At 68.3% G+C, this 25,023-nt stretch carries 25 protein-coding genes; 17 read left to right on the forward strand and 8 right to left on the reverse strand.

The features are described 5' to 3' along the window. Positions 1-40: 40 nt before the first annotated feature. Together HDC31_RS00140 and HDC31_RS00145 are read right to left on the reverse strand one after the other, a co-directional pair. Positions 41-604 carry a putative immunity protein gene (locus HDC31_RS00140; protein WP_179515694.1) on the reverse strand — a complete coding sequence of 188 codons (564 nt, stop codon included), beginning with the start codon at positions 602-604 and terminating at the stop codon, positions 41-43. A 5-nt stretch (positions 605-609) separates the two neighbouring features. After that, positions 610-1,068 carry a DUF6194 family protein gene (locus HDC31_RS00145; RefSeq protein WP_113680810.1) on the reverse strand — a complete coding sequence of 153 codons (459 nt, stop codon included), beginning with the start codon at positions 1,066-1,068 and terminating at the stop codon, positions 610-612. A 61-nt stretch (positions 1,069-1,129) separates the two neighbouring features. Here HDC31_RS00145 and HDC31_RS00150 point away from each other — a divergent pair, with 61 nt between their 5' ends. Together HDC31_RS00150 and HDC31_RS00155 are read left to right on the forward strand one after the other, a co-directional pair. Further along, a complete protein-coding gene (locus tag HDC31_RS00150; RefSeq protein ID WP_308472265.1) occupies positions 1,130-1,885 on the forward strand; it encodes a MerR family transcriptional regulator in 756 nt (251 codons plus the stop codon). Between the two features lie 1,543 nt (positions 1,886-3,428). Beyond that, positions 3,429-4,211: a MerR family transcriptional regulator gene (locus HDC31_RS00155; RefSeq protein WP_257021909.1), complete on the forward strand. Its 783-nt coding sequence runs from the start codon at positions 3,429-3,431 to the stop codon at positions 4,209-4,211. On the opposite strand, the gene HDC31_RS00160 is transcribed toward HDC31_RS00155, so the two are convergent. Next, positions 4,144-4,893 carry a DeoR/GlpR family DNA-binding transcription regulator gene (locus HDC31_RS00160; protein WP_046748558.1) on the reverse strand — a complete coding sequence of 250 codons (750 nt, stop codon included), beginning with the start codon at positions 4,891-4,893 and terminating at the stop codon, positions 4,144-4,146. The two genes, HDC31_RS00155 and HDC31_RS00160, sit on opposite strands and share 68 nt — an antisense overlap. Positions 4,894-4,947: 54 nt before the next feature. Here HDC31_RS00160 and HDC31_RS00165 point away from each other — a divergent pair, with 54 nt between their 5' ends. Together HDC31_RS00165 and HDC31_RS00170 are read left to right on the forward strand one after the other, a co-directional pair. Continuing rightward, positions 4,948-5,313 (forward strand): DUF4406 domain-containing protein, encoded by a 366-nt coding sequence (locus HDC31_RS00165; protein ID WP_113680103.1) that lies wholly within the window; start codon positions 4,948-4,950, stop codon positions 5,311-5,313. Positions 5,314-5,322: 9 nt separating this feature from the next. Further along, on the forward strand, positions 5,323-5,499 hold the full coding sequence (locus HDC31_RS00170) for a hypothetical protein (RefSeq protein ID WP_046748560.1): 177 nt from the start codon (positions 5,323-5,325) through the stop codon (positions 5,497-5,499). Positions 5,500-5,506: 7 nt separating this feature from the next. Here the strand turns inward: HDC31_RS00170 and HDC31_RS00175 are convergent, their stop codons facing one another. Next, positions 5,507-6,448 carry an SDR family oxidoreductase gene (locus HDC31_RS00175; RefSeq protein WP_179515695.1) on the reverse strand — a complete coding sequence of 314 codons (942 nt, stop codon included), beginning with the start codon at positions 6,446-6,448 and terminating at the stop codon, positions 5,507-5,509. A gap of 121 nt (positions 6,449-6,569) precedes the next feature. Between HDC31_RS00175 and HDC31_RS00180 the strand changes: the two genes are divergently transcribed. Continuing rightward, complete coding sequence (locus tag HDC31_RS00180) at positions 6,570-7,412, forward strand: helix-turn-helix transcriptional regulator (protein ID WP_179515696.1); 843 nt, start codon at positions 6,570-6,572, stop codon at positions 7,410-7,412. 73 nt (positions 7,413-7,485) lie between these two features. Here the strand turns inward: HDC31_RS00180 and HDC31_RS00185 are convergent, their stop codons facing one another. Next, the gene (locus HDC31_RS00185; protein WP_046748563.1) at positions 7,486-8,868 is read right to left on the reverse strand and encodes an LLM class flavin-dependent oxidoreductase; all 1,383 of its coding nucleotides are present in this window, start codon (positions 8,866-8,868) and stop codon (positions 7,486-7,488) included. A 121-nt stretch (positions 8,869-8,989) separates the two neighbouring features. On the opposite strand from HDC31_RS00185, the gene HDC31_RS00190 reads away from it, so the two are divergent. The 7 genes from HDC31_RS00190 (at position 8,990) to HDC31_RS00220 (ending at position 16,182) form a co-directional block, all read left to right on the forward strand. Next, complete coding sequence (locus tag HDC31_RS00190; protein ID WP_218867269.1) at positions 8,990-10,447, forward strand: adenosylhomocysteinase; 1,458 nt, start codon at positions 8,990-8,992, stop codon at positions 10,445-10,447. Further along, entirely contained in the window at positions 10,444-11,739 is a 1,296-nt protein-coding gene (locus tag HDC31_RS00195) for an amidohydrolase family protein (RefSeq protein WP_179515697.1), read from the forward strand. Before HDC31_RS00190 ends, HDC31_RS00195 begins: the two co-directional genes overlap by 4 nt. Further along, the gene (locus HDC31_RS00200) at positions 11,736-12,164 is read left to right on the forward strand and encodes a cupin domain-containing protein (protein ID WP_046748566.1); all 429 of its coding nucleotides are present in this window, start codon (positions 11,736-11,738) and stop codon (positions 12,162-12,164) included. The genes HDC31_RS00195 and HDC31_RS00200 overlap by 4 nt, the downstream gene beginning before the upstream one ends. Before the next feature lie 79 nt (positions 12,165-12,243). Further along, entirely contained in the window at positions 12,244-13,095 is an 852-nt protein-coding gene (locus tag HDC31_RS00205) for an ABC transporter substrate-binding protein (protein ID WP_046748567.1), read from the forward strand. After that, positions 13,092-13,958 (forward strand): amino acid ABC transporter permease, encoded by an 867-nt coding sequence (locus HDC31_RS00210; protein WP_058631961.1) that lies wholly within the window; start codon positions 13,092-13,094, stop codon positions 13,956-13,958. The genes HDC31_RS00205 and HDC31_RS00210 overlap by 4 nt, the downstream gene beginning before the upstream one ends. Next, the gene (locus HDC31_RS00215; protein ID WP_113680371.1) at positions 13,955-14,692 is read left to right on the forward strand and encodes an amino acid ABC transporter ATP-binding protein; all 738 of its coding nucleotides are present in this window, start codon (positions 13,955-13,957) and stop codon (positions 14,690-14,692) included. The genes HDC31_RS00210 and HDC31_RS00215 overlap by 4 nt, the downstream gene beginning before the upstream one ends. 128 nt (positions 14,693-14,820) lie before the next feature. Further along, positions 14,821-16,182 carry a heparan-alpha-glucosaminide N-acetyltransferase domain-containing protein gene (locus HDC31_RS00220; protein ID WP_147251188.1) on the forward strand — a complete coding sequence of 454 codons (1,362 nt, stop codon included), beginning with the start codon at positions 14,821-14,823 and terminating at the stop codon, positions 16,180-16,182. Between the two features lie 60 nt (positions 16,183-16,242). Here the strand turns inward: HDC31_RS00220 and pnuC are convergent, their stop codons facing one another. Then, positions 16,243-16,956 (reverse strand): nicotinamide riboside transporter PnuC, encoded by a 714-nt coding sequence (gene pnuC / locus HDC31_RS00225; RefSeq protein WP_113680373.1) that lies wholly within the window; start codon positions 16,954-16,956, stop codon positions 16,243-16,245. 2 nt (positions 16,957-16,958) lie between these two features. Continuing rightward, positions 16,959-17,498, reverse strand: coding sequence for a GNAT family N-acetyltransferase (locus HDC31_RS00230; RefSeq protein ID WP_113680374.1), 540 nt, complete (start codon positions 17,496-17,498; stop codon positions 16,959-16,961). Between the two features lie 235 nt (positions 17,499-17,733). On the opposite strand from HDC31_RS00230, the gene HDC31_RS20555 reads away from it, so the two are divergent. The 4 genes from HDC31_RS20555 to HDC31_RS20410 all read left to right on the forward strand — a co-directional run bounded on the left by HDC31_RS20555 (position 17,734) and on the right by HDC31_RS20410 (position 22,311). After that, a complete protein-coding gene (locus HDC31_RS20555) occupies positions 17,734-18,180 on the forward strand; it encodes a peptidase inhibitor family I36 protein (protein ID WP_113680375.1) in 447 nt (148 codons plus the stop codon). An 11-nt stretch (positions 18,181-18,191) separates the two neighbouring features. After that, a complete protein-coding gene (locus HDC31_RS00240; RefSeq protein ID WP_147251189.1) occupies positions 18,192-19,082 on the forward strand; it encodes a hypothetical protein in 891 nt (296 codons plus the stop codon). A 63-nt stretch (positions 19,083-19,145) separates the two neighbouring features. After that, positions 19,146-20,366 (forward strand): peptidoglycan-binding domain-containing protein, encoded by a 1,221-nt coding sequence (locus HDC31_RS00245; RefSeq protein WP_113680377.1) that lies wholly within the window; start codon positions 19,146-19,148, stop codon positions 20,364-20,366. A gap of 1 nt (position 20,367) precedes the next feature. Beyond that, on the forward strand, positions 20,368-22,311 hold the full coding sequence (locus HDC31_RS20410; RefSeq protein ID WP_113680378.1) for an ATP-binding cassette domain-containing protein: 1,944 nt from the start codon (positions 20,368-20,370) through the stop codon (positions 22,309-22,311). Between the two features lie 42 nt (positions 22,312-22,353). On the opposite strand, the gene HDC31_RS00255 is transcribed toward HDC31_RS20410, so the two are convergent. Further along, complete coding sequence (locus HDC31_RS00255) at positions 22,354-23,568, reverse strand: hypothetical protein (RefSeq protein WP_058631966.1); 1,215 nt, start codon at positions 23,566-23,568, stop codon at positions 22,354-22,356. An 81-nt stretch (positions 23,569-23,649) separates the two neighbouring features. Here HDC31_RS00255 and HDC31_RS00260 point away from each other — a divergent pair, with 81 nt between their 5' ends. Continuing rightward, positions 23,650-24,999: an HNH endonuclease signature motif containing protein gene (locus tag HDC31_RS00260; RefSeq protein ID WP_113681314.1), complete on the forward strand. Its 1,350-nt coding sequence runs from the start codon at positions 23,650-23,652 to the stop codon at positions 24,997-24,999. Positions 25,000-25,023 lie beyond the last annotated feature (24 nt).

Below are 25,023 nucleotides of genomic sequence, written 5' to 3' on the forward strand. Positions count from 1 at the left end.
TGGTCGGTCGACGCTGAATTCGGGCTGAAGCGGTCGAGGATCAGGTGGAGAGGTGTGCCTGGATCTCGAGGATCACTTCGCCGAGGGCTCCGGAGGAGAGGAGCCCGGGCCCGAGGGGTCCGGCTGTATCGGTGCCCAGCGGTGGGAGGGTGCGCAGGGCTGCAGCGGCTTCGGGAGAGAGGTGTGCGAGTTGCCATCGCACCTCTGCGGCACGGGCGTCGGATGCACGGGCGTCGGTGGCGTCCGGGTGTGCCCGCTCGACGGCCCGCGCGGCGTAGGCGGCTGCCCCGAGAGCATGCGCACCCATGTGCGCGACCCCTGCGGCCTGTGCCGCGGAGCGGGCGGCGGCGGTGCCGGCAGGGGTCACGGCGCTGCGAGCAGCCCTGCCCGCGACGAAGCGACGACGGATCTCGCCCGCAGCCGTGAGCTCGCCCCGCGCGAAGGCGCGCGTCCTGGCGATGGCATCGCGCGCACGGTCGTCGTCCGGGGCCTCGGTCTCGAACAGCGGCAGCACGCGCTCGGCGCAGTCGGCCGCCCACACCGCGACGATCCGACGGTCGGTCTCGGTCATGCCCTGAAGAGTCATGCCCTGCGGAGTCGACATGGGGTTCACCTCGTCCGTCGTCCGGTGCGAGCGCGCGCGGCCTCGTGCGCCTCGCGGAGAAGGGCGAGCACGGCACCCTCCGTCGCCGCTGCGGGGTTGATCACGCACACCCAGCCGGCGGTGCCGTACAACGGGTGAGGCCGGAAGACGTCGACCGCCGTCGGGTCGGTGTCGCCGCCCGTGAGAGACCCCGCCGCGATGATCGACTCCGCGCGCTCGCGTCCGACGTGGATGTTCACCCGGAAGCGCCCTGGAGCGTCCAGCGCGGAGGACGTGTCGTCGGGATAGTCCTTCGTGATGATCGTCCCGTACGGCTGCGTGCGCTCCGGCATCCGGCCGTCGGGCGCGTGGTAGAAGTATGCGTCTCCCCATGACAGTTCGGGGAAGTCGCTGCCTGCCTCCGGGGCGACGACGAGCACGCCGTCGAACGAGCGGACCTCTTCGATGATCTCCTGCATTTCCATCCTTCAATGCTGAGGCTGATGTGCTTATGTGGGCTCAAGGGCCGGAAAGACAAGGAGGCACGTGCAGAACCCTCAAGAGCAGGTGATGACCACTGCGGCGCTCGGACGGCTGGTCGGCTACTCGACGCAGCAGGTGCGCGACCTCGAGCGACTCGGTGTGCTCCCCGCCGCGGAGCGCGGTGCGAACGGGTACCGGCGGTATCGGATGCCGCATGTCCTGGCGCTGCACGCCTATCGGGCGTTGGCGACGGCGCTCGGTCCGGTGCCCGCGCGTCGACTGATGCCCGCTCTCATCGGCGGATCGGTCGAGCAGGCGGCGGAGCGGATCGACACCCTGCACGCGGATCTCGCCCTCGAACGCTCACGGGTGCGCGCGGCCCTGCGCGGACTCGAGGACGCGGTGGCGGAGGCCGACGACCCGTTCGTCGAGGACGATGCCATGGCCATCGGCGAACTCGCCCAGGCGCTCGGCGTCCGCTCCTCCGCACTGCGGCACTGGGAGCGAGAAGGGCTCGTGCGCCCCCTTCGGCGTGCAGGATCGGTCCGCTCCTACGACTCCGCTGGGATCACCGAGGCGCGGATCGCCGCCGCCCTGCGTTCGGGCGGCTACGGCATCCCCGCCGTTTCGCGGATCATCGACGAGGTGCGCGCGCACGGTGACACCGCGCAGGTGCAGCGCATCCTCACGGAGCGATTGGCGGACCTCACGCGCCGCAGCGTCACGCTTCTCGCGGCGGCGGGCCATCTGCACGCCCTACTGACGGAACACCTCGCGGGGGCCGGATCGGACGGACCATCCTTCACGTCCGAGCGCTGATGTCAGATTAGCCAGCGGCCACGGGCTCGCGACATGATCACGCGCGTGGCTGACTGCTCCCATCGACACCGTGATCGCGGACTCACTCCAGTCGGACGCTGCGGGGTCGGACGAAGTCAGTGGGCCGAGTGCATCAGGCTGGCTTCGATCGATGGACGGAGCAGCCAAGAGACCTTAGTCGGTTGGCAGGGCTTTGTCTGTCGGCCGAACGTCCTACAGACACGGAGCTTGCGGGTGGGCGAAGCTATAGCTTCCAGTTACTCAGGGAGATAGCTCATGACGAAGAAGTTCTTGACAGTATCGTCACGCGGGGCGAAGGCGCTGATAGCCGAGGACGGCCACCAGGTCGAAAGTGATACATTTCATTTATGATGGTGTGGATCGTGTACTTGGAAGAAACTCCTGGTTTCATCGGCGTCTTTGACGTCGAAAGCGACGCGTACGAATTCCAGGAAAAGTATGCGGCTGATAGCGGACTCTCAGTTCTGCTTACCCCCGTCTCTGTGCCTTATCGGGTCGCGGGAACAGATGGGCCTCTTTATTCGCAGTAGACGCTACGACTCCCCTACCGCGCGTCAAGCGGCTCGAGTGTCTAGCGGAAGTTTTAGTTGACTAGAAATAGGTATTCAAAGATGAGACACCGTCACCACCACAAATTCGGTTTTATTTTCGCTGGATCATTGATCCTCGGGATCGTAGCAGCCGGCGGCAGCCCGGCTTACGCGGCATCATCAGGGAACGACGCGCCCGACCTCCCGCCACTCACAGCGGTGAGCTCGGCGGACGTTCCCGACGAGTACCTCGTCTACCCGGATGGAACACCGCTTCCTGCCGATGCGGTGGTGATGACGGACGCGGAGATGGATGCACTTGGGTCGGACACGAGCATCGGCGCTCCTGAATCGACGCCAGGTGCGACCACGAGAGCGACGGTAGTAGGAAATTGTCATTTTGCGGTGGGACAAATGTGGAAGAGATCATCCGGACAAGGGTTCCCCTCCGGTTCAGTGGGCGCGAAGCCAGCAATCTCTAGTTGTTGGGGAGCCGTCACCAAGACGTACATCAGGTCAATCGTTTTCATGCATAACGGGTGGCTCTGGGTTCCCGTTACTGAAGCCTTCGAGAGTTTTGGCACGTGGAACATGGTGCAAAAAAGTGTCCAGTACAAATGCAATGGGACCGGGCAGCACACGTTCCGCGTTGTCTCGTATTTCAAAGCCTCTGGGGCCAAGGATGTCACCGCTGCGTCAGCTCAGCTCAGCTCCGGCGATTACAAGCTCCAGTGCGGCTAAAGAACTGTCTGATCTCATGACGCGGTGAGCAATCGCTGCACTGAACCGCGAGCTGGCCCGTCACCCTCGAACCCGTCACCGTCATCTCGGACTACGAACGACGACTGCTCTCGAACAAGACGCTCGTCCACGCACTCGAGTCCGCATCGGTGGAAGTCGAGCGAGGCAATTCGTTTCGGCTGAACGTCGACACGTCGCCGCTGACCAGCAATACGAACAAGGACCACGTTCGCACGTGGTCCTTCTTCGTATTGCTGAGCGATCCAACGCTGCGAACAAGCGAGATCGGCTACTCGACGCAGCAGGTGCGCGACCTCGAGCGACTCGGTGTGCTCCCCGCCGCGGAGCGCGGTGCGAACGGGTACCGGCGGTATCGGATGCCGCATGTCCTGGCGCTGCACGCCTATCGGGCGTTGGCGACGGCGCTCGGTCCGGTGCCCGCGCGTCGACTGATGCCCGCTCTCATCGGCGGATCGGTCGAGCAGGCGGCGGAGCGGATCGACACCCTGCACGCGGATCTCGCCCTCGAACGCTCACGGGTGCGCGCGGCCCTGCGCGGACTCGAGGACGCGGTGGCGGAGGCCGACGACCCGTTCGTCGAGGACGATGCCATGGCCATCGGCGAACTCGCCCAGGCGCTCGGCGTCCGCTCCTCCGCACTGCGGCACTGGGAGCGAGAAGGGCTCGTGCGCCCCCTTCGGCGTGCAGGATCGGTCCGCTCCTACGACTCCGCTGGGATCACCGAGGCGCGGATCGCCGCCGCCCTGCGTTCGGGCGGCTACGGCATCCCCGCCGTTTCGCGGATCATCGACGAGGTGCGCGCGCACGGTGACACCGCGCAGGTGCAGCGCATCCTCACGGAGCGATTGGCGGACCTCACGCGCCGCAGCGTCACGCTTCTCGCGGCGGCGGGCCATCTGCACGCCCTACTGACGGAACACCTCGCGGAGGAGGAGGGGTCGTCGCTCACGTCCGCGCCGGGATCTGCGCCAGGACCTCGGGGATCAGCGGATTCTCGTCGAGGGGGTCGGTGATGACCGCGGCGATCGCCTCGAACGGCAGTACCGGGTAGCGCGAGGCGGCGCCGATCTTCTCGTCGCTGGCCAGCACGATGGTCGCGGCGCATCGGGAGGCGATCGCCCGCTTGGTGACGGCATCGTCGAGTTCGCCCGTCGTGAGACCGTGTCGGGGGTCGACGCCCGTGACGCCGACGAAGAACACGTCGGCAGCGAGGTGCTGGATCGCCTCCATCGCGAGTCCTCCGCCGGCGACGAGAGAGTGTCGGGCGAGCTCGCCGCCGATCATGATCACGCGCGCATCCGAGTGCTCGGCGACGGCCAGGGCGACGGCAGGACTCGGGGTGATGACCGTGATGTCGGTGCCGGAGGGAAGCAGTCGCGCCATCGCGAGCGTGGTGGTGCCGGCATCCAGCACGATCGTCGATCCGGGGAGGATGGTCGTGACCGCCTGGCGGGCGACCCGCTCCTTGCTCTGGGTCGCCAGATCGTGGCGCTCGCGCACCGGGCGATCGGCCGCGGCGATGGGCAGCGCGCCGCCATACACGCGCTGGAGCCTTCCCTCGTCGGCGAGCTCGCGGAGGTCGCGACGGATGGCGTCTTCCGATACTCCGAGTTCATCGGCCGCAGCCTTCGCCACGACCCGTCCCTCGCGGGTGAGCACGTCGAGCAGGTGGTCCTTGCGCTGAGCAGCGAGCATACGTTTCCTCACGAAGTTGCACGTTTATGCATGATTCAGACTACAGTCATCTCCATGATGAAGCCACTCCTGATCCTGATCGCCGGCCCCTACCGTTCCGGCACGAACGGCGACCCCGCCCTGATCGCTCGCAATCTCGCGCGCCTGGAGGAGGCGTCCGGTCCGATCTTCCGCCTCGGCCACGTGCCGATGATCGGGGAGCGGGTCGCATTGCCGGTCCTGCGCACCCTCGAGCCGGGCGACTCCGGCGAGGGCGACGTCATGTACGAGACCGCCCGCCGACTGCTCCTGCACTGCGACGCGGTGCTGCGGCTGCCGGGGGAGTCGTCCGGCGCCGACAAGGACGTCGAGATCGCCCACGAGCTCGGGCTGCCCGTGTACCGGTCGCTCGACGAGATTCCTGCAGCTTCGACTCCGTAGGCTGGAGGCATGACCAAGAACCTCTGGACCATCCTCGGCGTCATCCTCGCCGTCGTGATCGCGTGGTGGATCGTGAGCGCGCTGTTCTCGGTCCTCGCGTTCATCTTCAAGCTCGGGATCGTCGCGGTCGTGGCCGTGGTGGTCTTCCTCGTGCTGCGAGGGATCTTCAGCCGCAGCGACGACTGACCAGACGTCACCGCGGGTAGGTCACGCCGCTCAGCCGCTCCGAGAGGTCCCAGCTGCGCGCGGCATCCGCCGTGCTCCGTAGCGGACGGTACAGGGCCTGCTCGGCCGGAGCGCCGCCCATGTGGCCAGGACCGCGCGGGCCGTACAGGCGGCCGGGCAGAGCGGACGACGACGCTGCCGCGAACAGGGCGGGCAACGCGGCGCTCTCGGCCGTGCCGACGATCAGCCCGCGCTGGGACGCCCACCGGATCACCCTCACCTCGACGGTGTCGTCGGCGCGACCGAGTTCCGGACGGGCGGCGAGCAGGCTCGTGGGGGCGACTCCGGGGTGGGACAGGTTCGACGTGATGCCCCATCCGAGCGCCTGGCTGCGCCGGTCGAGTTCGAGGCCGAACAACCCGAGCGCGATCTTCGACTGCCGGTAAGACCGCATCCCGTCGTACGACTGCTCCCCGTTCGGATCCTGCCAGTCGATCGTTCCGCGGGCCGCGGCCACGCTCACCTGGGAGGTCACGCGCGCCTGCCCCGCGCTGAGCACGGGAAGAAGGTGTGCGACCAGGGCGAAGTGCCCGAGATGATTCGTCCCGTACTGCACCTCGAACCCGTCGGCCGTGGTCTGCCGGTCAGGCGGCGACATCACCCCGGCGTTGTTGATGAGCAGATGCACGGGGCTGCCGTCCCTCCGCATCGCCTCGCCGAACTCCGCCACGGAGTCGAGCGATGAGAGGTCGAGCGGCGCGGTCTGCACCTGCGCACCCGCCGCGGCGTCCCTGATGGTCGCGGCGGCGGCATCCCCCTTCCGCGGATTGCGCACGGGGAGCACGATCTCGGCTCCGGCACGGGCGAGACGCGTGGCGATGTGCAGGCCGATGCCGTCGCTCCCTCCCGTCACCATCGCACGGCGGCCGGCGAGAGAGGGGATGCGGATGTCGGGGATGCGCGGGCTCATGATGTGCTCCTTCGGGTCTTCCTCCAGCGTGCGTGCTGGGCGTCGCCGCAACCAGGACTCCCCATGCAGTGGATACCGGCACGGACGGATGCGAGGATCGGGGCGTCGGGAGGAGGGCCGGATGGTCATCGACAGGACGGCGCTCGCGGGGTTCCTGCGACTGCGGCGAGACAATCTGCAACCGGAGGACGTGGGTTTGGCACGGGGGGCGCGACGGCGCACCGAGGGGCTCCGTCGCGAGGAAGTGGCCGCGCTCAGCCACATGTCGGCCGATTACTACGCGCGACTCGAACGGGGTGACGGGCCGCTGCCCTCGGAGCAGATGCTCGCCGCGATCGCCCAGGGGCTGCACCTCACGATCGACGAGCGCGACCATCTGTTCCGCCTCGCCGGACATCAACCGCCGGCACGAGGGGGGATCAGCGACCACATCGGGCCGGGGATGCTGCGGATCCTCGACCGGCTGCAGGACACTCCGGCCGAGATCGTGAGCGAACTCGGAGAGACCCTGCGGCAGACGCCCCTCGGTGTAGCGCTCACCGGCGACACGGCACACCTCACCGGCATGGAGCGGAGCCTCGGTTATCGCTGGTTCCGCGAGCCGTCCACGCGGGACCTGTACGACCCCGCCGAGCACGAGTTCCTGTCGCGGCTGTGGGTGTCTGGTCTGCGGGAGGTCATCGCCCGGCGGGGCCCCTCATCGCGCGCTGCCCGCATGGCCGACGCGCTGCAGGAGCACAGCGCGGAGTTCCGCGAGATCTGGGACCGTCATGAGGTCGGCCTCCGGCCCCGCGAGACGAAGCGCTTCGTTCACCCCGACCTCGGGCCGCTCGAGCTGACGTGTCAGAGCCTCGTCGATCCCGAGCAGTCGCAGTTCCTTCTCGTCTACACCGCGATCCCGGGGTCGGAGAGCTATGAGAAGCTCGCTCTGCTGTCGACCCTGGCTCCCCGGGTCTTCGTGTAGGGGACCTTCGAATCGCGCAAATGGTGGGAAACGGCGTCCACAGCACCCGTTTGCGCGATTCGAGGCGAGAGGGCTACGCCTTCGCGAAGGAGCCGACGCGGTACTTCGCGGCGCGGTGCGTGTCCTGCACGCGGTCGCCGCGGCCGTGGAGCTTGTTGCGGAGCGTGCCGGGCGCATATTCCTCGGGGTAGGCGCCACGCGCGCGCAGCACCGGGATCACGTGCTCGATGATGTCCTGCCACGTGCCGGGCGTGACCGCATAGGCGAGGTTGAAGCCGTCGATGTCGGTCTCGTCGACCCAGGACTGCAGCTCGTCGGCGATCTCCTCGCCCGAGCCGACGATCGTGGGGCCGAGGCCGCCGATCGCGTTGTGGCGTCCGAAGTCGCCGACCGTCCACTCGCGACCGAGGTCGGCCTCTTCCTTGAGGTGCTGCAGCACCGACTGGATCGCGTTCGACTCGACGTTCCCGACCGGCTCGTCCTCGGCGTACTGCGAGAGATCGACGCCCATCCACCCCGACATGAAGGTGAGTGCGCCCTCCGGGCTGGCGTAGGAGAGGTACTCGGCGTGCTTCGCGGTGGCCTCTTCGCTCGTCGCGGCGGTGATCACGGTGAGCAGCGTGTAGATGCGGGCGTCGTGGCGGTCGCGCCCCGCGGCTTCCAGGGCGTCGCGGATGCGCTTCACCGTGCCGGCGAGCACCTCCTTCGAGGGGGCGGCGACGAAGATGGCCTCGGCGTTCTCGGCGGCGAACTTCACCCCGCGCGGGCTCGCGCCGGCCTGGTAGATCACCGGTGTGCGCTGTGGTGACGGCTCGGAGATGTGGATGCCGGGAACGCTGAAGTGCTTCCCCTCATGCCCGATCGGGTGCACCTTGCCGGGGTCGGTGAAGATGCCGCGCTCGCGGTCCTCCACCACCGCGTCGTCCTCCCACGATCCCTCCCAGAGCTTGTAGAGCACCTCGACGTACTCGTCCGCGTGGTCGTAGCGGTCGTCGTGGGCGAGCTGGTCCTCCTGGCCCATGTTCCGTGCGGCGCTGGGCAGGTAACCGGTCACGACGTTCCAGCCGACGCGGCCCTGCGTGAGGTGGTCGAGCGTGCTGAGTCGTCGAGCGAACGGGTAGGGATGCTCGAACGCGGTGCCGGCCGTGATGCCGAAGCCGAGGTTCTCGGTCACCGCGGCCATCGCGCTGACCAGGAGGATCGGGTCGTTCACCGGCACCTGGGCGCCGTTGCGGATGGCGGCCTCGTTCGTGCCGCCGTACACGTCGTAGGTGCCGAGCACGTCGGCGATGAAGATGCCGTCGAAGGTCGCGCTCTCCAGCAGCTTCGCCAGATCCGTCCAGTACGAGATGGTGTTGTACTGCCGGGAGCGGTCGTCGGGGTGGCGCCACAGGCCGGACGACTGGTGGGCGACGCAGTTCATGTCGAAGGCGTTGAAGCGGATCTGACGGGTCATGGGCTCCATGAAAGGCGAACCGCGCCGGGGAATCCAGGGTCGCCGACACGCGCCGACACATTCGGGCGCGACAGCCTCCGCTCTGGCAGTCGGCACACCCGGCGGGCTCTACCCTTGACTGGTGACCGACGAGACCGCGACAGCCCAGCGTCTGGTGCGGCGCTTCGCCCGCGAGACCAACCTGCTCGTGGCCGGTCGCGACTTCTCCGTCGTGGGAACGGATGCCGTGGCCGACGAGCTGCGTCGACTGCTGCCCGCGTTCGGTGCGCATCTCGGAAGCACCGGCACGGTCGGCCACGGAGTCGTCCTCGCACCGGGTGCGACGCCCGAGATCCTGCTCGACGGCAAGGCTCTCCCAGCGCGTGAGACGGCTCACGACCGTGTCGATGCGGCCGGACGTCACATGCCCGTCGCCACCGATCGCGCGCGACGCCTGCGCGAGGCCGGCACGGTGAAGGGTGTGCGGATCGGCATCGCGATGGTGCTGGAGCCGAAGACCGCCCAGCTCGCCCTGCTGCTGCGGGATGCCGGAGCGACGGTCGCCGTCTACGCCCACCCGGATGAGATCGACGTCGAGGTCGCCCAGGTGCTGCGATCCCGCGGAATCCCCGTCGACGGTGACCCGGCCCTGTCGGCAGCTGCGGAGCGCGCCGCCGCCGTGGCCTTCCTGCGCCGCGGCTTCGACCTGCTGCTCGACGACGGCTCCCACCTGATCCGTCTCGCGCACGAGGAGGGGATCGCGGCCGGGCTGCGCGGCGCGGCCGAGGAGACCACGAGCGGACTCATGCCCCTGCGGCTCATGGAGCGCGAAGGAGTGCTCGAGATCCCGGTCATCGCGGTGAACGACGCCCTCACCAAGACCTCCTTCGACAACCGCTACGGCACCGGGCAGTCCTGCGTGTTCGCGATCGCCGACGCCCTGGACGACGCCGGCATCGACCTTCGCGACCAGCCGGCCGTGGTCGTGGGCTACGGGCCCGTAGGAGAGGGCGTCGCCGCCCACCTGCGGGCGCTGGGCGTGCAGGTCGGCGTCACCGAGACCGACCCGGTGCGCGCACTTCGCGCCACGCACGACGGCTACCGCATCGGGCGTCTGCACGACCTCGCCCCCGGAGCGCTCGTCGTCTCGGCCACCGGTGCGCCGCACACGGTCGATGCCGAGGTGCTGCTCACGGCGGCGATCGTCGCGGTCGCCGGCGGTGTTCCGCACGAGGTCGACCTCGATGTGTCGACGCTGCAGTCGTACGCAGGAGCGGACGGGCAGAGATCGCCGTTCGTCGAGCGTGCGGGAGACGGCGCGCTCGTGATCGCGAGGGCCGGATGCGTGAACCTCGCAGCCGGCGAGGGCAACCCGATCGAGATCATGGATCTGTCGTTCGCCGTGCAGTTGTACGCCGTCGAGCACCTGCTCTCGCTCGCGCTGCCCGTCGGAGTGCATGCCCTTCCCGCCGAGGCCGACACCGCCATCGGCACGGCCGCTCTCGCCCTGCGCGGAGAGCGCATCGACCAGCGCAGCGCCGCCCAGATCGACGCGCTGCGCGAATGGCGCTCGCCGCGTTTCCGAGGAGAGTCCGCATGACCGCCGTGACCGTCTACTCCGCGGGGCTCGTCGTGCCGATCACCGCCCCGCCGATCGTCGACGGTGCGGTCGCCGTGCGCGACGGACGGATCATGCACGTGGGCGAACGCGAGTGGGTGCTGCGGTCGCTCTCGGAACGCGGGATCGAGGCGGAGGAGGTGCACTGGCACGGCGTGCTCACCCCCGGTCTCGTGAACGCGCACACCCACCTGCAATACACGGGCATGGCCTCGGTCGGGCGCGGGCAGTACGACGGCTTCGACGACTGGGTGCGCGCGTTCGATCCGGTCTACGAAGGTGGGCGCGACTGGGCGGTGGACGCGGCCGACGGTGCCGCACAGGCACTGCGTTTCGGCACGACGGCCGTTGCGGATGTCGTGACCGACAGGGCGGCAGCGACCGCATTGCACGACGCCTGCCTGCACGGCATCACCTACTGGGAGGTGATGAGCTGGACCAACGCCGACTGGGCTCGCACCGGGCGCGAGCAGGTGGAGCAGGCGCTCGACGCGCTGCCGACGCCGCCGGGGACGGGCCTCTCACCCCACGCTCCCTACTCGCTCGACATCGAGCCGCTGCTGGAGATCCCCGACATCGTGCGCGAGCGCGGCGGACGCATCCACATCCACCTCGGCGAGGCTGCTTTCGAGAGCGAGTTCGCGCACGAGCACCCGCAGGCCTGGCACACGGCGGGGCTCGCGAGCTTCCAGGAGCTGCGCAAGGCCGGATTCGGCACCAGCGCCACCGAGTTCGTCGATCAGCTCGGCGTGCTCGGACCGGACTGCCACATCGCGCACGGCGTGTACATGAGCGCCAGGGACCGTGCCATCCTCCGGGAGCGCCGCACCACCGTGGCGCTGTGCCCGCGATCGAACGCCGTCATCGGGCTCGAGGAACCCCCGATCGCCGCGTACCTGCGCGAGGGCAGCCCGATCGCCGTCGGCACCGACTCGTTGTCGTCGAGCCCCTCGCTCGATGTGCTGGCCGATGTGGCCGAGCTCGCGCGCATCGCCCGCTCGCAGGGGTACACCGACCGCGACCTGCACGCCCGCCTGCTGGGTGCGGCCACCCTCGGAGGGGCGCACGCCATGGGCATCGACGTCGGTCCCGACCGCACCGGGTACCTCGCGGTGGGGGCACTCGCCGACCTCACGTTCTTCGGCGTCCCGTCAGGCCCCGATGCCGTGGTCGAACTCGTCGAGCACGGGGCGGGCCGCACGGCCGCCACCATCATCTCCGGCGAGGTCCGCTACGCCGTCGACTCCTTCCCCGAAACCGGAGCACCCGCATGACACAGCGCCCCGCGACCGCCGAACGGCTCGACCTCGCCCCGCACCCCGAGGGCGGCTGGTTCCGTCGCACCTGGACGAGCCCGCTTCCCGTCGAGACGCCGAACGGTCCGCGCCCGGCGGCCACCTGCATCCACTACCTGCTGCTGCCGTCGGAACGGAGTGAGTGGCACGTCGTGACCAGCGACGAGCTGTGGCTGTGGCACGGCCCGGGGCGGCTCGAACTGAGTCTCGGTGGCGACGGCGCGGAGCCGGGGGTGGCGACCCCGGTGGTGCTCGGACCCGACGACGCGGCGCAGGTGCTCGTGCCCGCCGGTGTCTGGCAGGCCGCGCGGCCGCTCGACGCCGACGAGGTGCTGGTGTCGTGCTTCGTGTCGCCAGGTTTCGACTTCGCCGATTGGCGACTCGCCGCATCGCCTACTCTGTAGAGGCAGACCCGCCTCGACACCTGGCGGACCCGCCCTGCCCCGCGCTCTCCTCCCTACCCTTCTTCGCCCTGGAGTCATCGTGCCCTTCGCCCTCTCCCTCCGCCGCGCAGCCGCCGTCACCGCTGCGGCCGCCGCCATCGCGCTCACTCTCTCCGCGTGCACCTCGCCGTCCTCCGACTCCGGCAGCGGTGACGGGTCGGGCCTCTCGACCGTGACCGAGGGCAAGCTCACGATCGCCACCGGCGAGCCCAACTACGAGCCGTGGTTCGTCGACGACGACCCCTCCAACGGCGAGGGCTTCGAGGGCGCGGTCGCGAACGCGGTCGCCGAGCAGCTCGGGTACGCGGCCGACGACATCGTCTGGGTGCGCACCACCTTCGACGGCGCCATCGCTCCCGGTCCCAAGGACTGGGACATCAATCTGCAGCAGTTCTCCATCACCGACGACCGCAAGAAGGCCGTCGACTTCTCGTCGCCGTACTACACGACCACCCAGGCCGTCGTGGCAGTGGGCGATTCGCCCGCCGCATCCGCGACCACCATCGACGAGCTCAAGGCCACCAAGGTCGGCGTCGCCAGCGGCACCACGAGCTACACGGTCGCGAAGGCTCAGCTCGGCGAAGGTAACCTCAGCGTCTTCAACTCGGTCGACGACGTCGTGCTCGCGCTCAAGGGCGGTCAGATCGACGCCATGATCACCGACCTCCCCGGTGCCTTCTACGTCGTCGGCGCTCAGCTCGACGACGGCGTGGTCACCGGACAGTTCGCCGACGCGAACGGCGGAGACGACTTCGGCATCGTGCTGCCCAAGGGCTCCGCCCTCACGGCCGACGTCACCAAGGCGGTCGATGCACTGCGCGAAGACGGCACGCTCGACGAGCTGCAGCAGAAGTGGCTCAGCGACGCGGTCGACGTCCCCGTCCTGAAATGACCTCGACGCCCGTCGACGCGGAGTGGCAGCCGAGCGAGCTCGAGCTGTCACGCCGCGCTCTGCGGCGCCGGGCCACCACGCGCTCGGTCCTGATCGCCTTCGGCAGCAGCCTCGCGCTCGCCGTGGTGCTGATCGTCGTCGTCGTCAACACCCCCGGTTGGGCGATCGTCAGCCAGACGTTCTTCGACCCCCAGGTGGCGCTCGAGAGCATCGGTCCGATCTTCCAGGGGCTGCTCGTCAACCTGCTCGTGCTCGTCATCGCGGTGGTGTGCGTCGCGATCCTCGGCACGCTCCTTGCCACCCTGCGCTCTTTGCGTGGCCCCGTGTTCTTCCCGCTGCGTGCGCTCGCCGCGGCGTACACCGACTTCTTCCGCGGCATCCCGCTGCTGATCGTGCTGTACCTGGTGGGCTTCGGCATCCCCGCGCTCGGGATCTTCCCGCGCATGCCCGCGATGTTCTGGGGCACGATCGCCCTGGTCCTCACCTACTCCGCCTATGTCGCCGAGGTGCTCAGGGCCGGCATGGAGGCGGTGCACCCCTCGCAGCGCATCGCCGCGCGCTCGCTCGGACTCACGCACGGGCAGACGCTGCGGATCGTCGTGATCCCGCAGGGCGTGCGCAAGGTCGTCCCCGCGCTCATGAACGACTTCGTGTCGATGCAGAAGGACGTGGGTCTGATCTCCGTCCTCGGTGCGGTCGATGCCGTCAGGGCCGCGCAACTGATGGTCGCCGAGACCTACAACTTCACCCCCTACGTCGTGGCCGGCCTCATGTTCATCGTGCTCAGCTGGCCGATGATCCGCCTGACCGACGTCGTCACGGCACGTCTGAACAAGCGCGAGCAGGCCGGAGGAGTCGTATGAGCGTGCCGGTGATCGAAGCCAAGGGCGTGCGCAAGCGCTTCGGCGACCACGACGTGCTGCGCGGCATCGACCTCTCGGTCGGCACGCACGAGGTGGTCGTGCTGATAGGCGCATCGGGTTCGGGCAAGTCGACGCTGCTCAAGACCATGAACCTCATCGAGGGGGTCGACGACGGGCAGATCTTCCTCTCGGGGGAGGACATCACCGACCCGCGGGTGGATGCCGACGCCGTACGGGGGCGGATCGGGGTCGTGTTCCAGCACTTCAACCTGTTCCCGCATCTCACCGTGCTCGACAACGTCACGCTCGCCGCGGTCCGCGTGCACGGGATGCGCAAGGCCGAGGCGCGGGCGAAGGCGCGCGCGCTGCTCGAGACGCTCGGGCTCGGCGCCAAGGCCGACGAGTACCCCGACCGGCTCTCGGGCGGACAGCAGCAGCGCGTCGCGATCGTGCGGGCGATCCTCACGCAGCCCGAGGTGCTGCTACTCGACGAGATCACCAGCGCGCTCGACCCGCAGCTGGTCGGCGAGGTGCTCGACCTCGTGCGCGAGCTGAAGGTCCAGGGCGCCACGATCGTGATGGCCACCCACGAGATGTCGTTCGCCCGCGAGGTGGCCGACCGCATCGTGTTCCTCGAGCACGGCGTGGTCGTCGAGCAGGGTCCGCCCTCGCAGGTGTTCGACGCCCCGCAGCAGCCGGCCACGGCGGAGTTCCTGGCCCGCGTGCGGCACTGACACCCGCTAGGACCCGCACGCGCCGACTTCATCCGATCGACGGATAGAAGCGGTACTGAGGGTGGATGTGTGCCCTCGGGCGTTCGTGTTGAGCTTGAGATCTCCGCTGAATCCTCGAGAGGTCTCCTTTGAGCACGCCCCACATCATCCCGTCATTCCCTGCGCCGACGGAGGACGCTTCGGTCGCAGACTCCGGCGACCGTCCGCGACGCGGAGGAGCCACCTCCACGGGTAGGCGCCGTATCGTCGGCGTGGATGTCGCGCGCGGACTCGCGCTGGTCGGGATGTTCGGCGCGCACCTGATGGTCGCGAGCGGTCCCGACTTCACTCTCTCGGATCCGTCGACGTGGCTGGACATCGTCAACGGGCGCTCCTCGATCCTGTTCGCCCTGCTGGCGGGGGTATCTCTCGCGCTGATGACCGGCGGTGCGCAGAACGCGACTGCGGACGAGCTGCGGAAGATCCGGTTGCGCCTGGTCGGTCGAGGAGCGGCGATCTTCGTGATCGGGCTGCTGGTCGAGCTGCTGGGCTCCGGCATCGCCGTGATCCTCACGCTGTACGGCGTGCTGTACATCCTGGCGGCGTTCACGGTGCACCTGCGCACCAGGGTGCTGGTGATCGCGGGGGCGGCGCTCGGCATCCTCGGTCCTCCGCTGCTCGCTCTGATCGGCACGCTCTCGCCGGATCTGGGTGGCCCTGGGCTGTCGCTGGTGCTGTTCGGCACGTACCCGATCACGGTCTGGGCGGCGCTGCTCTGCGCAGGCCTCGTGATCGGCCGCCTCGATCTGACCCGCGTGAAGACGGCGGTGGTCATGCTCGTCTACGGTGGGCTGGTGGCGATCGGCGGATACACGCTGGGTGGGCTGCTCACGCCGCCGCAGCAGGATGTCACGACGTCGAGCTCCGCCTCCGGCTCGAGTTCGGGTTCAGTTCCGGGCTCGATGAGCATGGTCCCGGGTGACGAGGTCGACATCTCCGGGCTGACCTGCCAGACGAGCGACGGCATCGTCGCCTGCTTCGCGCCCGAGAAGGCCTCGCTGTTCGGTGGCGACGGCGGTGGCGACGTCGACGGCCAGTCGTACTTCGACCGGGTGGCGTCGCAGGACCCGCCGGCGAAGATGCTCGAGGCCGTCACCAACTTCTCCGCCCACTCCGGCGGGGTGCTCGAGATCCTCGCATCCGGCGGATTCGCGGTGGCGATCCTCGGGCTGTGCCTGATCGTCACCCGCTACGCGAGGTGGGCGGTGGCACCACTGGCCGCCTATGGTGCTGTGCCCCTCACCGGCTACGTCATCCAGGCGATCCTCATCCTGGCGGGTGCGGCGACCTGGCTCCCGAACCCGGTGCTTCCCTGGATCGCGTTGTCGCTGCTGATGATGGCCGGCGCACTCGTCTGGACGCGCACGGTCGGCAAGGGTCCGCTCGAACGGCTCACGGCGCGTGCGGCCGATGTCATGGCGCTGACCGTGAAGGGGAAGAGCCGGGCCTGAGGACTGCCTCGTTTCGAGGAGGGGCGAGAGCGAGGCGGAAGGGCCGGGGGAGGGCGGAGCTCAGGCGAGCTCTTCCTCCTCCGGACGTCGTGGGCTCGGGTCGGGCGGCAGGATCTCGATCGGCGGTGCGGCCGTGCGCTGTGCCCGCCACCAGATCACGAAGCCGACCGCGGTGAAGACACCGTAGAAGACGTACATGAAGCCGGTTGCGTAGTAGCCGGAGCTGAACAGCAGCGGCACGCCGACCACGTCGACGGCGATCCAGATCAGCCAGAACTCGGTCCAGCCCTTGGCCATGCCGTAGGTCGCGAGCAAGGATCCGACGAACGTCCAGGCATCGGCCCACACCGGCTCCCACGATCCGAGCAGACGGAACAGCGGGGTCAGGGCGACCGTGCCGACGATCATCACGAGCACCATGCCGATGCGTGCGCTCGTCGGGGCCCAGCGGGGAACCACTCGCCCGCCGTCGAGATTCCGCCAGCGGATCCAGCCGTAGATGGCCACGGCGATGAACATGATCTGCCGACCGGCCTGCCCGAGCAGGTGCGGCAGCGACGGGTCGGGGCTCAGCGCTGAGCCCAGGAAGACCGTGAGAAGCAGCAGGTTGCCGATGATGCCGACCGGCCACGCCCACACCTTGCGGCGCATCCCGCCGAGGGCGCTCGCGAGGCCGAACGCGTTGCCCACGACCTCACGCACGAGGAGGGTCTGCCCGCCCGGCAGGATCCACTGCGAGTTGAAGGCTTCGACGAACCACTGCAGCAGGTCCATCGTCAGGATCCGGTGCGGGGTTCGGTGCCGGGTTCGGGGCGATCGTCGAGCACGAGTTGCAGCATGCTCAGATCGAGCCAGCGTCCGAACTTCGCGCCGACCTGCGGCATTCGACCGACCTCGACGAAGCCCAGGCGCTCGTGCAGGGCGATGGAGGCCGCGTTGCCGCTCTCGATCCCGGCGATCATCACGTGCATCCCGGCGGCGCGGGCACGCTCGAGGAGGGCCGTCATCAGCGTGGTGCCGATGCCCCGACCGTGCTGGCCGTCCCGCACGTACACCGAGTGCTCGACCGTGTGACGGTATCCGCTGTGCGGGCGCCACTGCGCGTAGGAGGCGTAGCCCAGCACCCCGGTGTCGTCGGCGGCCACGATGACCGGAAAGCCACGGGCCGTGCGATCGGCGAGCCAGGAGATGCGGTCGGCGAGGTCGACCGCCTCCTCGTTCCAGATCGCGGTGGTGTGCAGCACGGCATGGTTGTGGATCGCGGTGATCGTCTCGAGGTCGGCGGTCTCGGCATCCCTGATTCGCACGGCTGTCATCGGCGGGCGGTCTCTCTTCTTCTGCGCTTCGGGTGCGCATCCTTCATCGGCGCTCGGGTGCGCATCGCCGACGCTAGCAGGAGCAGCGGCGTTCGGGTGCGCGGCGACCGAACAGTTACGGGGAGCGGCGCGCCGTCGCCGCTCTTGTCCCCCGAACGGCCTACAGACTCGCGCAAAGACCATGCGTACTGTGTAGAACGTATTGTTTTAGTCGGCGGGTGCATCGGAGGATCTCATGTCTTTGGAACACGCGCGTCGCACGACCGGGCGCACACGAGTGGCCAGCGCGCTGATCGCCCTCGTCCTGTCCGGTGTGGGAGTTCTCGCCTTGGCAGGCCCTGCCGCAGCCGCGCCGGGTGATTGCCCATCCGGGTACACGTGCAGTTACTCGGGTTACAAATACACCAACGACGCATGGCAGCAGCCGTCCACGCACAAGTTCGCGAACTGCGTGGATGTCATGGCCATCGGCTGGAGGTCCTACGGCAACGTCATCTCGTCCACCTTCAACAACGGTCGATCCCAGAACTCCTACCTCTACAGAGGGCCGAGCCAGGCGGGAGCGTATTTGTTCGTCCCGCGAGGGGGCGGCTTTGGGAACGTGGGGAGTTTTAACGATGACATCGAGTCGGGCTATTTCGAAACCACTCGGAGCAGTGTCGGTTCGGCCCTATGCCGGTGACCTGTCCGCGTATGGGTGGCCGCCTGTTCGTGACGACCGCCCTTGCGGTCACGGTTGCCGTGGGTCTGGCGGGGTGCACCGCGCCGGGCAGTGAGGCGGATGCGGGGGTGAAGAATCAAGCTGCGTGGAAGATGCCTCTTGATGAGTTCGTGGTGTACTCCCCGGAACTGGACAACTACGCGGAGCAGCTGTTGATCTCGGATTGTCTGGGTGCGCAGGGGTATGAGTGGCCGGTGCCGTGGCAGGACACGGAATTCCCCCGTGCGGAAGACGTCAACGAGGTGGATCTGCGGTTGTTCAATCTGGAACTGGCGAAGAAATGGGGTTACCACTTCGCGCGGCTGGATGATCCGGAGAGCGCGGAGCTGTGGTTGACATTCACTGAGACGGTCGATTCCTACTTTCCGAATCAGGAGTTGGATGACGCGCTCGTGGCCTGCACCGACAAGATCCGCGCGAAAGACAAGAGCTCTCTCTCCAACTTTGACGGACGGAACTACATTTCGGAACTGACGGCTCAGGCCATGATCATCGTGGAGCAGGATCCGGATGTGGCCAAGGCGGTGAAGGCCTGGCGGGAGTGTCTGACTCCACGGGTGGATTACGCGGTGACCCAGGAGCAGCCTTGGGAAGGAGCTCCCTCCGCTGAGAGACAGAAGTGGGGTGCGGTGACCGGATCGGACTCGCAGCCTTCGGTGGAGGAGCTTGCTGCGGCGGTTGCCGATGCGGAGTGCCAGGAGTCGAGCGGGTGGGCTTCGCTCTGGTACGAGCGGAATTGGGAGGAGCAGGAGAAGCTCGTCGCAGAGAACAGGGACAAGCTCGATCGGATCCGTGCGGACGCGATCGAACGGAAGAAGAAGCTGTTGACGATCGTGGCGGAGAACGCGCCAGCCGCGCCCTAGAGAGGCGGCGCGAGAGTTGGCTCGGTAACGAGCCTTGGCCGATCAGTGAGCAATGAGAGTTCGATGGATGAAGTAGCTGTGCCGGAAACGGCGAGACGGTCCCGCTGGATCGTCGTGATCGCCGTGGTGCTGATCGTGGCGCTGATTGGTGCGGGATTCTGGTTTGCCACGCAGTTCCAGTCGTCGGCGCAGCAGGAGGCCAACGCCAAGGCGCCCGCCCCCGGGCCGGTCTTCGCGGAAGTTGCGAAGGGTTCGCTGGATGGAGAGGTCGGCTTCACCGGGCAGGCGGGGCCGTCGACGCAGACTCCGGTGACGGTGCTTCCGGTCGCGGATGCGTCGCTCACCGTCGTCACCGGACGCCCATTGGCGACGGGTGCAACCGCTTCTTCGGGGCAGGTTCTCACCGAGGTCAATGGGCGTCCTCTCTTCGGTGTGCAATCGGCGTTCTCCTTCTATCGCGACATGGGCGTCGGGGATCGTGGACCGGATGTCGAAGCATTACAGGCCGCACTGGTGGCGCGGTCGTACCAGCTCAACGCTGATGGGCGATTCGGAAGCGAGACGGCCACGGCGGTGAAGCGCTGGTATCAGGACAGCGGCTATGAAGCCCCCACTCGCAGTGCCGCGGCAGAAAAGACGAGCCCGGGAGAGGGCGAGAAGTCGGCGGAGACGAGCGCGAAGGTGCCGACTGCTGAGGGGTATGTTCCTGTCGCCGAAATTCTGGCGATGCCTTCGGCGTCCGCTCAGGTCGTGCAGGGCGTTCAGGTCGGACAGCGTCTGGCGGCGGAGGGCGTGCCGGACTTCATCCTCGGGTCGGCGGATCTGGTGGTCACGATCACGGTTCCCGTCACCGATCTCGGGGATGTGGTCGCAGGCGACGCGGCTGTGATCTCGATCGGTGGCACTGAGGTCGAGGGCACCGTGGGGGACATCCGCCCCTCCGGCTCGGCCGAAGACCCAGAGGGAACGGGCTCGAATGGGGACGCGGAACAGGCAGCGCCCGAGGTCACCTTCGCCGTGGTCCCGAACGCAGCACTGCCGGGATCGGCCGGGCGGGCGCGGGTGACAGTGGTCAAGCAGATCGTGGCCGAGGACGCTTTGATCGTCCCGGTTCTCGCAGTCTCGGACCGAGGGCCTGACAAGACTGTTCTGACAAAGCAGCAGGCGGACGGAACGCTCTTCGAGGTGCCGGTCACGGTCCTGGGCACACTGCAGGGCGAGGTCGCCGTCGAGCCGCTCGAAGAAGGCGCCCTGGAGACCGGCGACCTGGTTCGAGTCGGTTGACGTGACGCTGATTCAGTTACGGGGAGTGCGTCGGACGTACTCGTCGGCAGGTCGGCCCGATGTCGATGCACTGCGCGGTATCGACCTGGAGATCGACCAGGGGGAGTTCGTTGCGATCGTCGGGCCATCGGGCGGTGGCAAGACGACACTGATGAACATTCTGGGTCTCCTCGACGACCCGACGGCGGGCAGCTATGTTCTCGACGGCGAGGAGGCTCGTGCCGGCGACGGCCGCCGTGCGGCGAGCGTGCGGGCACGGACGATCGGATTCGTGTTCCAGGCCTTCCATCTTCTCGAGGCCAGATCAGCCGTCGACAGCGTCGAGCTGAACCTGCTCTACCGGGGCGTGCCGCGTGTCGAGCGGCGTGAGAGTGTCCTCCGCGCCATCGACTCTGTCGGGCTCGCGGAACGCGCGTTCCAGAGCACCTCGACGCTGTCGGGCGGGCAGCGTCAACGCATCGCGATCGCCCGGGCGATCGCCGGGGACGCGAAACTGATCCTTGCCGACGAGCCGACCGGAAACCTCGACTCGGTCAACGCCGCTCGTGTTCTGGACGAGCTTGGACGCATCAATCGCGACGGGGCGACGGTCGTCGTCGTCACTCATTCGGCTGAGGTCGCGGCCCGGGCGCGTCGTGTGGTCCACATCGCCGACGGGGCGATCGTGTCCGACGAGCGACAGCCCGGCACCGGAGCGGATCCGGCACCCAAAGAGTCCGGGGATAGGTCGCTGGCTTCTGCAGTCGACGAGGGGCCCTTCCCTGTTCCGGGCGACGACGAGCAGGCGCAGCTCACCGGGCGCATCCGACTCGCCGACATACTGCGCGACGCCTGGGCGTCGGTGATGTCGAGAAAGTACCAATCGATCGGACAGGGGCTCGCCGTCGCCATTGCCGTGGCATTGACGATCACCACCCTCGGGCTTTCGGCATCGGCACGGGCCCAAGTGTCCGCCACGTTCGATGCTCACCTGAACCGCGAGGTCTCGGCGACGTGGTCGACGGGAGCCAAGCACTCGCTTCCGCCCGAGGAGGTTCCGCAGGCGATCGAGCGACTCAGCGGAGTGGATGCAGCCGCGGTCGTCATCGATCTCAATGTCAGCACGGTCTCGACGTTCGCGGAGGCACGCCAGATCCGGCCGCACGTCGCCATCGGAGACATCGTCGGCGCTGCGCGTCTCACCGTCGACGAGGCACCGTGGCATGAGGGACCTCTGGCTGCCGGTGAGGCCTACGTCGGAGATCTTCTCGCGAAGGACATGCAACTCAGCAGCATCGACGGCGCCCCCACGATCTCGGTTGATGGCATCACCTATGTCGTCGCCGGCATCATCACCACGTCCTCGCGTCTCCCCCTGCTCCGCGGTGAAGTGGTCGTCGGACCCCGCGAAGACATCACGGCGAAAGGGGCCGTCGATGTGACGATGTTGGCCGTGACTTCCTCCGGCGCAGCGCAGCAGGTCGCCAAGCAGTTGCCTTCGGCACTGAACCCGTACGAGCCGGACCGGATCGTCGTCGCTGCGCCGACCGATTCTGCACAGTTGAGAGGACAGGTCGAACAAGGGGTGCAGGCCACCCTCACCGCGTTCACGCTGCTCGCGCTGATCGTCGCGATCGCCGCACTCATGAACGCCACGCTCCTCGCTGTCAACGCACGCCGGGGTGAGATCGGCATGCGCAAAGCGCTCGGAGCCCGAGACCGACAGATCGGGGAACTCATCACCCTCGAATCCGCAATCGTCGGTGTCGTCGGAGGGGCCGCAGGTCTCGTGCTCGGCATGGCGGCAATCCTCGTCGTCACAGTGAGCCAACGATGGGCGCCCGTGTTCGATATCGTGCTGCTTCCCATCGCCATTGCCGTCGGCCTGATCGTCGGCGCCGGAGGAGGTGGATTGGCCTCCATCCGCGCCGCGCGTCTGCGCCCCGCCGAGAATCTCCGCAGCTGACATCCCTGCTGGACGTCGTGCGGGCGCGCTGCGGCCGAACAGTTACGAGGAGCGGCGCGCCGGTGTCGTGCTGACGGCCTCGCGCACGAGGATCGCTCGCCGCATGTCGGCCATGATCGGGTCGAAGAACCGCTCCCGGTAGCGTGCCTCGCTCACAGCGGAGAACACGAAGGGGAGGGCGGCGATCACGGCGAGCAGAGTGGCGGCCTTGAGCAGGTTGACGGTGAGCGGCAGCTTCGCCCCGAAGAACTCCAGGGGCTGCACCGCGAGCGGCTGGGCGGCGCTGCCGGGACCGAGCCAGATGCCGACGACGCCCTGGGGGATCGCGATGCCTCCGATCACGATCAGCAGCGCCGCGAGGAGCCCGGCGAAGAACAGCGCCTGCACGAGTTGCGCGACGGTCATCGCGAGCAGGATGTTGATGCGCTGCGGAGCGTGCAGGCGCCCCGGCCGCCCGGGTGCGGGACGCCCCTCCGCCGGGGTGCCGACGAGCAGGGCGGCTCGCTGCTCCGCGGTCGGCGCGTGCGCGTGGTCATCGATCTCCGACGCGCTGACGCGCAGCACGACGATGCCGGCGAGCACCGCGACGACGAGGCCGACGAGGGCGATCGATCCCCATGACAGCGCGGAGGCCATCTGCCAGACCTCGGCAGAGAAGAACGAGAAAACCACCAGCATGAGGATCACGGGCAGCGCGATCGACGCCATGTGCCCGATCGCCGACGCATTGCGCACCGCCAGGCGCGAGGCCCAGGAGATCATGGCACCGCCGCCCATGCCGGTCACCAGGATGCAGAGGGCGAGCACGAGCGCCGTGCGGAGGACCGGCCCCACGGTTGAATTCGGGTGGGTGCTGTAGTCGTAGACGATCGTGAAGGCGAGGCTGACGGCGATCAGGACGAGGGCGACCGCCGTGCCGATCCCCGCAGGGAGACGCCGCAGCAGGCCTCGGACGAGGAAGTAGGCGGCCCAGGCGAGGCCCACCGCCAGCAGGAAGATCGTGAGGGCGAGGGGGACGATCAGGAGCTCCCACCCGATCGAGTCGTCGTCGAGGGCGAAGTCGAACACGACCTCGATCCCGTCCTGGAAGAGGTAGGCGGCCACCGCGACCCAGGCGATGAGGGGGGCGACGCGACGGGGGAGGTCGGTGAACCAGCGCCGCAACGGCACGAAGGTCGGAAGCCCCTGCTCGCGGAACCAGCGGTCGGCGTCGCGCTTCGTGCTGCGGGACTTCGGCGACGGCGAGGTGGCGGACATGGCGATGAGACTACGGCACGGCGGCGCATCGACTTATCCACACCCCTCCAATATATCGAAGATATGTTCTAAACTGAGAGCATGACGAACCCGCATCTGAGCCCCCTCCTCGAGGCCGTGGAGTGCCTCGAAGACGTGTGGGCGGATGCGTCGAACGCGGCCGAGCTGACCAGAGCACAGCTGCTCGAGGCGCATCGCACGATGGGGCTGGTGCAGCGTCGACTCGACGGCATCCACGCCGAGATCGCGGCGAGCATCGCGCGGGAGTCGCGCCCCGAGCTGGGAGCGGCGAGCCTGGCGAAGGAGCAGGGGTTCCGCAGCCCTGCGACCATGATCGCGGCGACGACCGGCGGATCGACGGGAGATGCGGTGCGCCTGGTGAAGGTGGGGGAGGCTACGGCTCCCCGGGCGAACCTCCTGGGCGAACCGCTGCCGCCGCGTTATCCCGCGGTGCAACAGGCGATCGGCGCGGGCGCGCTGAGCGCCGCAGCAGCAGCGTCGATCGTGACCCTGCTCGATCGGGCCCGCCTGAAGGTCGGTCTGGAGCGGATCATCGAGGCCGAGCGACTGCTCGTCGAACGCGCCGCGGAGCTGTCGCTCGACGACGTGCGCAAGCTGGTCGTGCACGCCGAGGCCTGGCTCGATCCCGACGGTGTGGCTCCGCGCGAAGACGAGGCTCGTTCACGGCGCTCCCTGACGATGTTCGAGCGCGACGGGTCGCTGCACCTGACGCTGCAGACCGATGTCGCCTCCGGCGCGCCGGTGAAAGCGGCGATCCAGGCCTACGTCACTGCGACGTTCCAGGCCAGGGCGCACGTGCTCGATCCCGAGGCGCCCGATGCCGATCGACGCACGGTCGCGATGCTCCAGGCCGATGCGTTCGTCGAGATCTGCGCACACGCGAGCGGATGCGACAACGGCGGTCTCCCCGTGTCCGGAGCGACGGTCGTCGTGCGGGTGGGGCTCGACGACCTGACCGGCGGCACCGGGTTCGCGACGGTCGACGGCCTCGGCGAGCCCGTCAGCATCGCCGCCTGTCGTCGGATGGCGGCGGGCGGCGGCATCATCCCCGTCGTGCTCGGAGGTGGAGGCGAGATCCTCGACTGGGGTCGTGAGAAGCGGCTGTTCACCCGTGCTCAGCGGCTCGCGCTGGTGGAGCGTGACGGCGGCTGTGTGATGTGCGGGCTCGCGCCGCAGCTGACCAGGGCGCATCACCTGCGTTGGTGGCAGCGGGATGCCGGGCCGACCGACCTCGACAACGGGGTGCTGCTCTGCGAGAGCTGTCACCACCGCATCCACGACAACGACTGGGAGATCAGGATCGAGGGGGTCGGGGTCGCGGCACGGGTGTGGCTCATCCCACCGCCCAACGTCGATCCGGAACGCAGACCGAGACTCGGGGGTCGAGCGCGCTACGACATCGCAGCGTGACTGCGTGCCGCGCGGGTGTGTGCG

Source organism: Microbacterium sp. JAI119, from assembly GCF_013410135.1.
Taxonomy (GTDB): domain Bacteria; phylum Actinomycetota; class Actinomycetes; order Actinomycetales; family Microbacteriaceae; genus Microbacterium; species Microbacterium oxydans.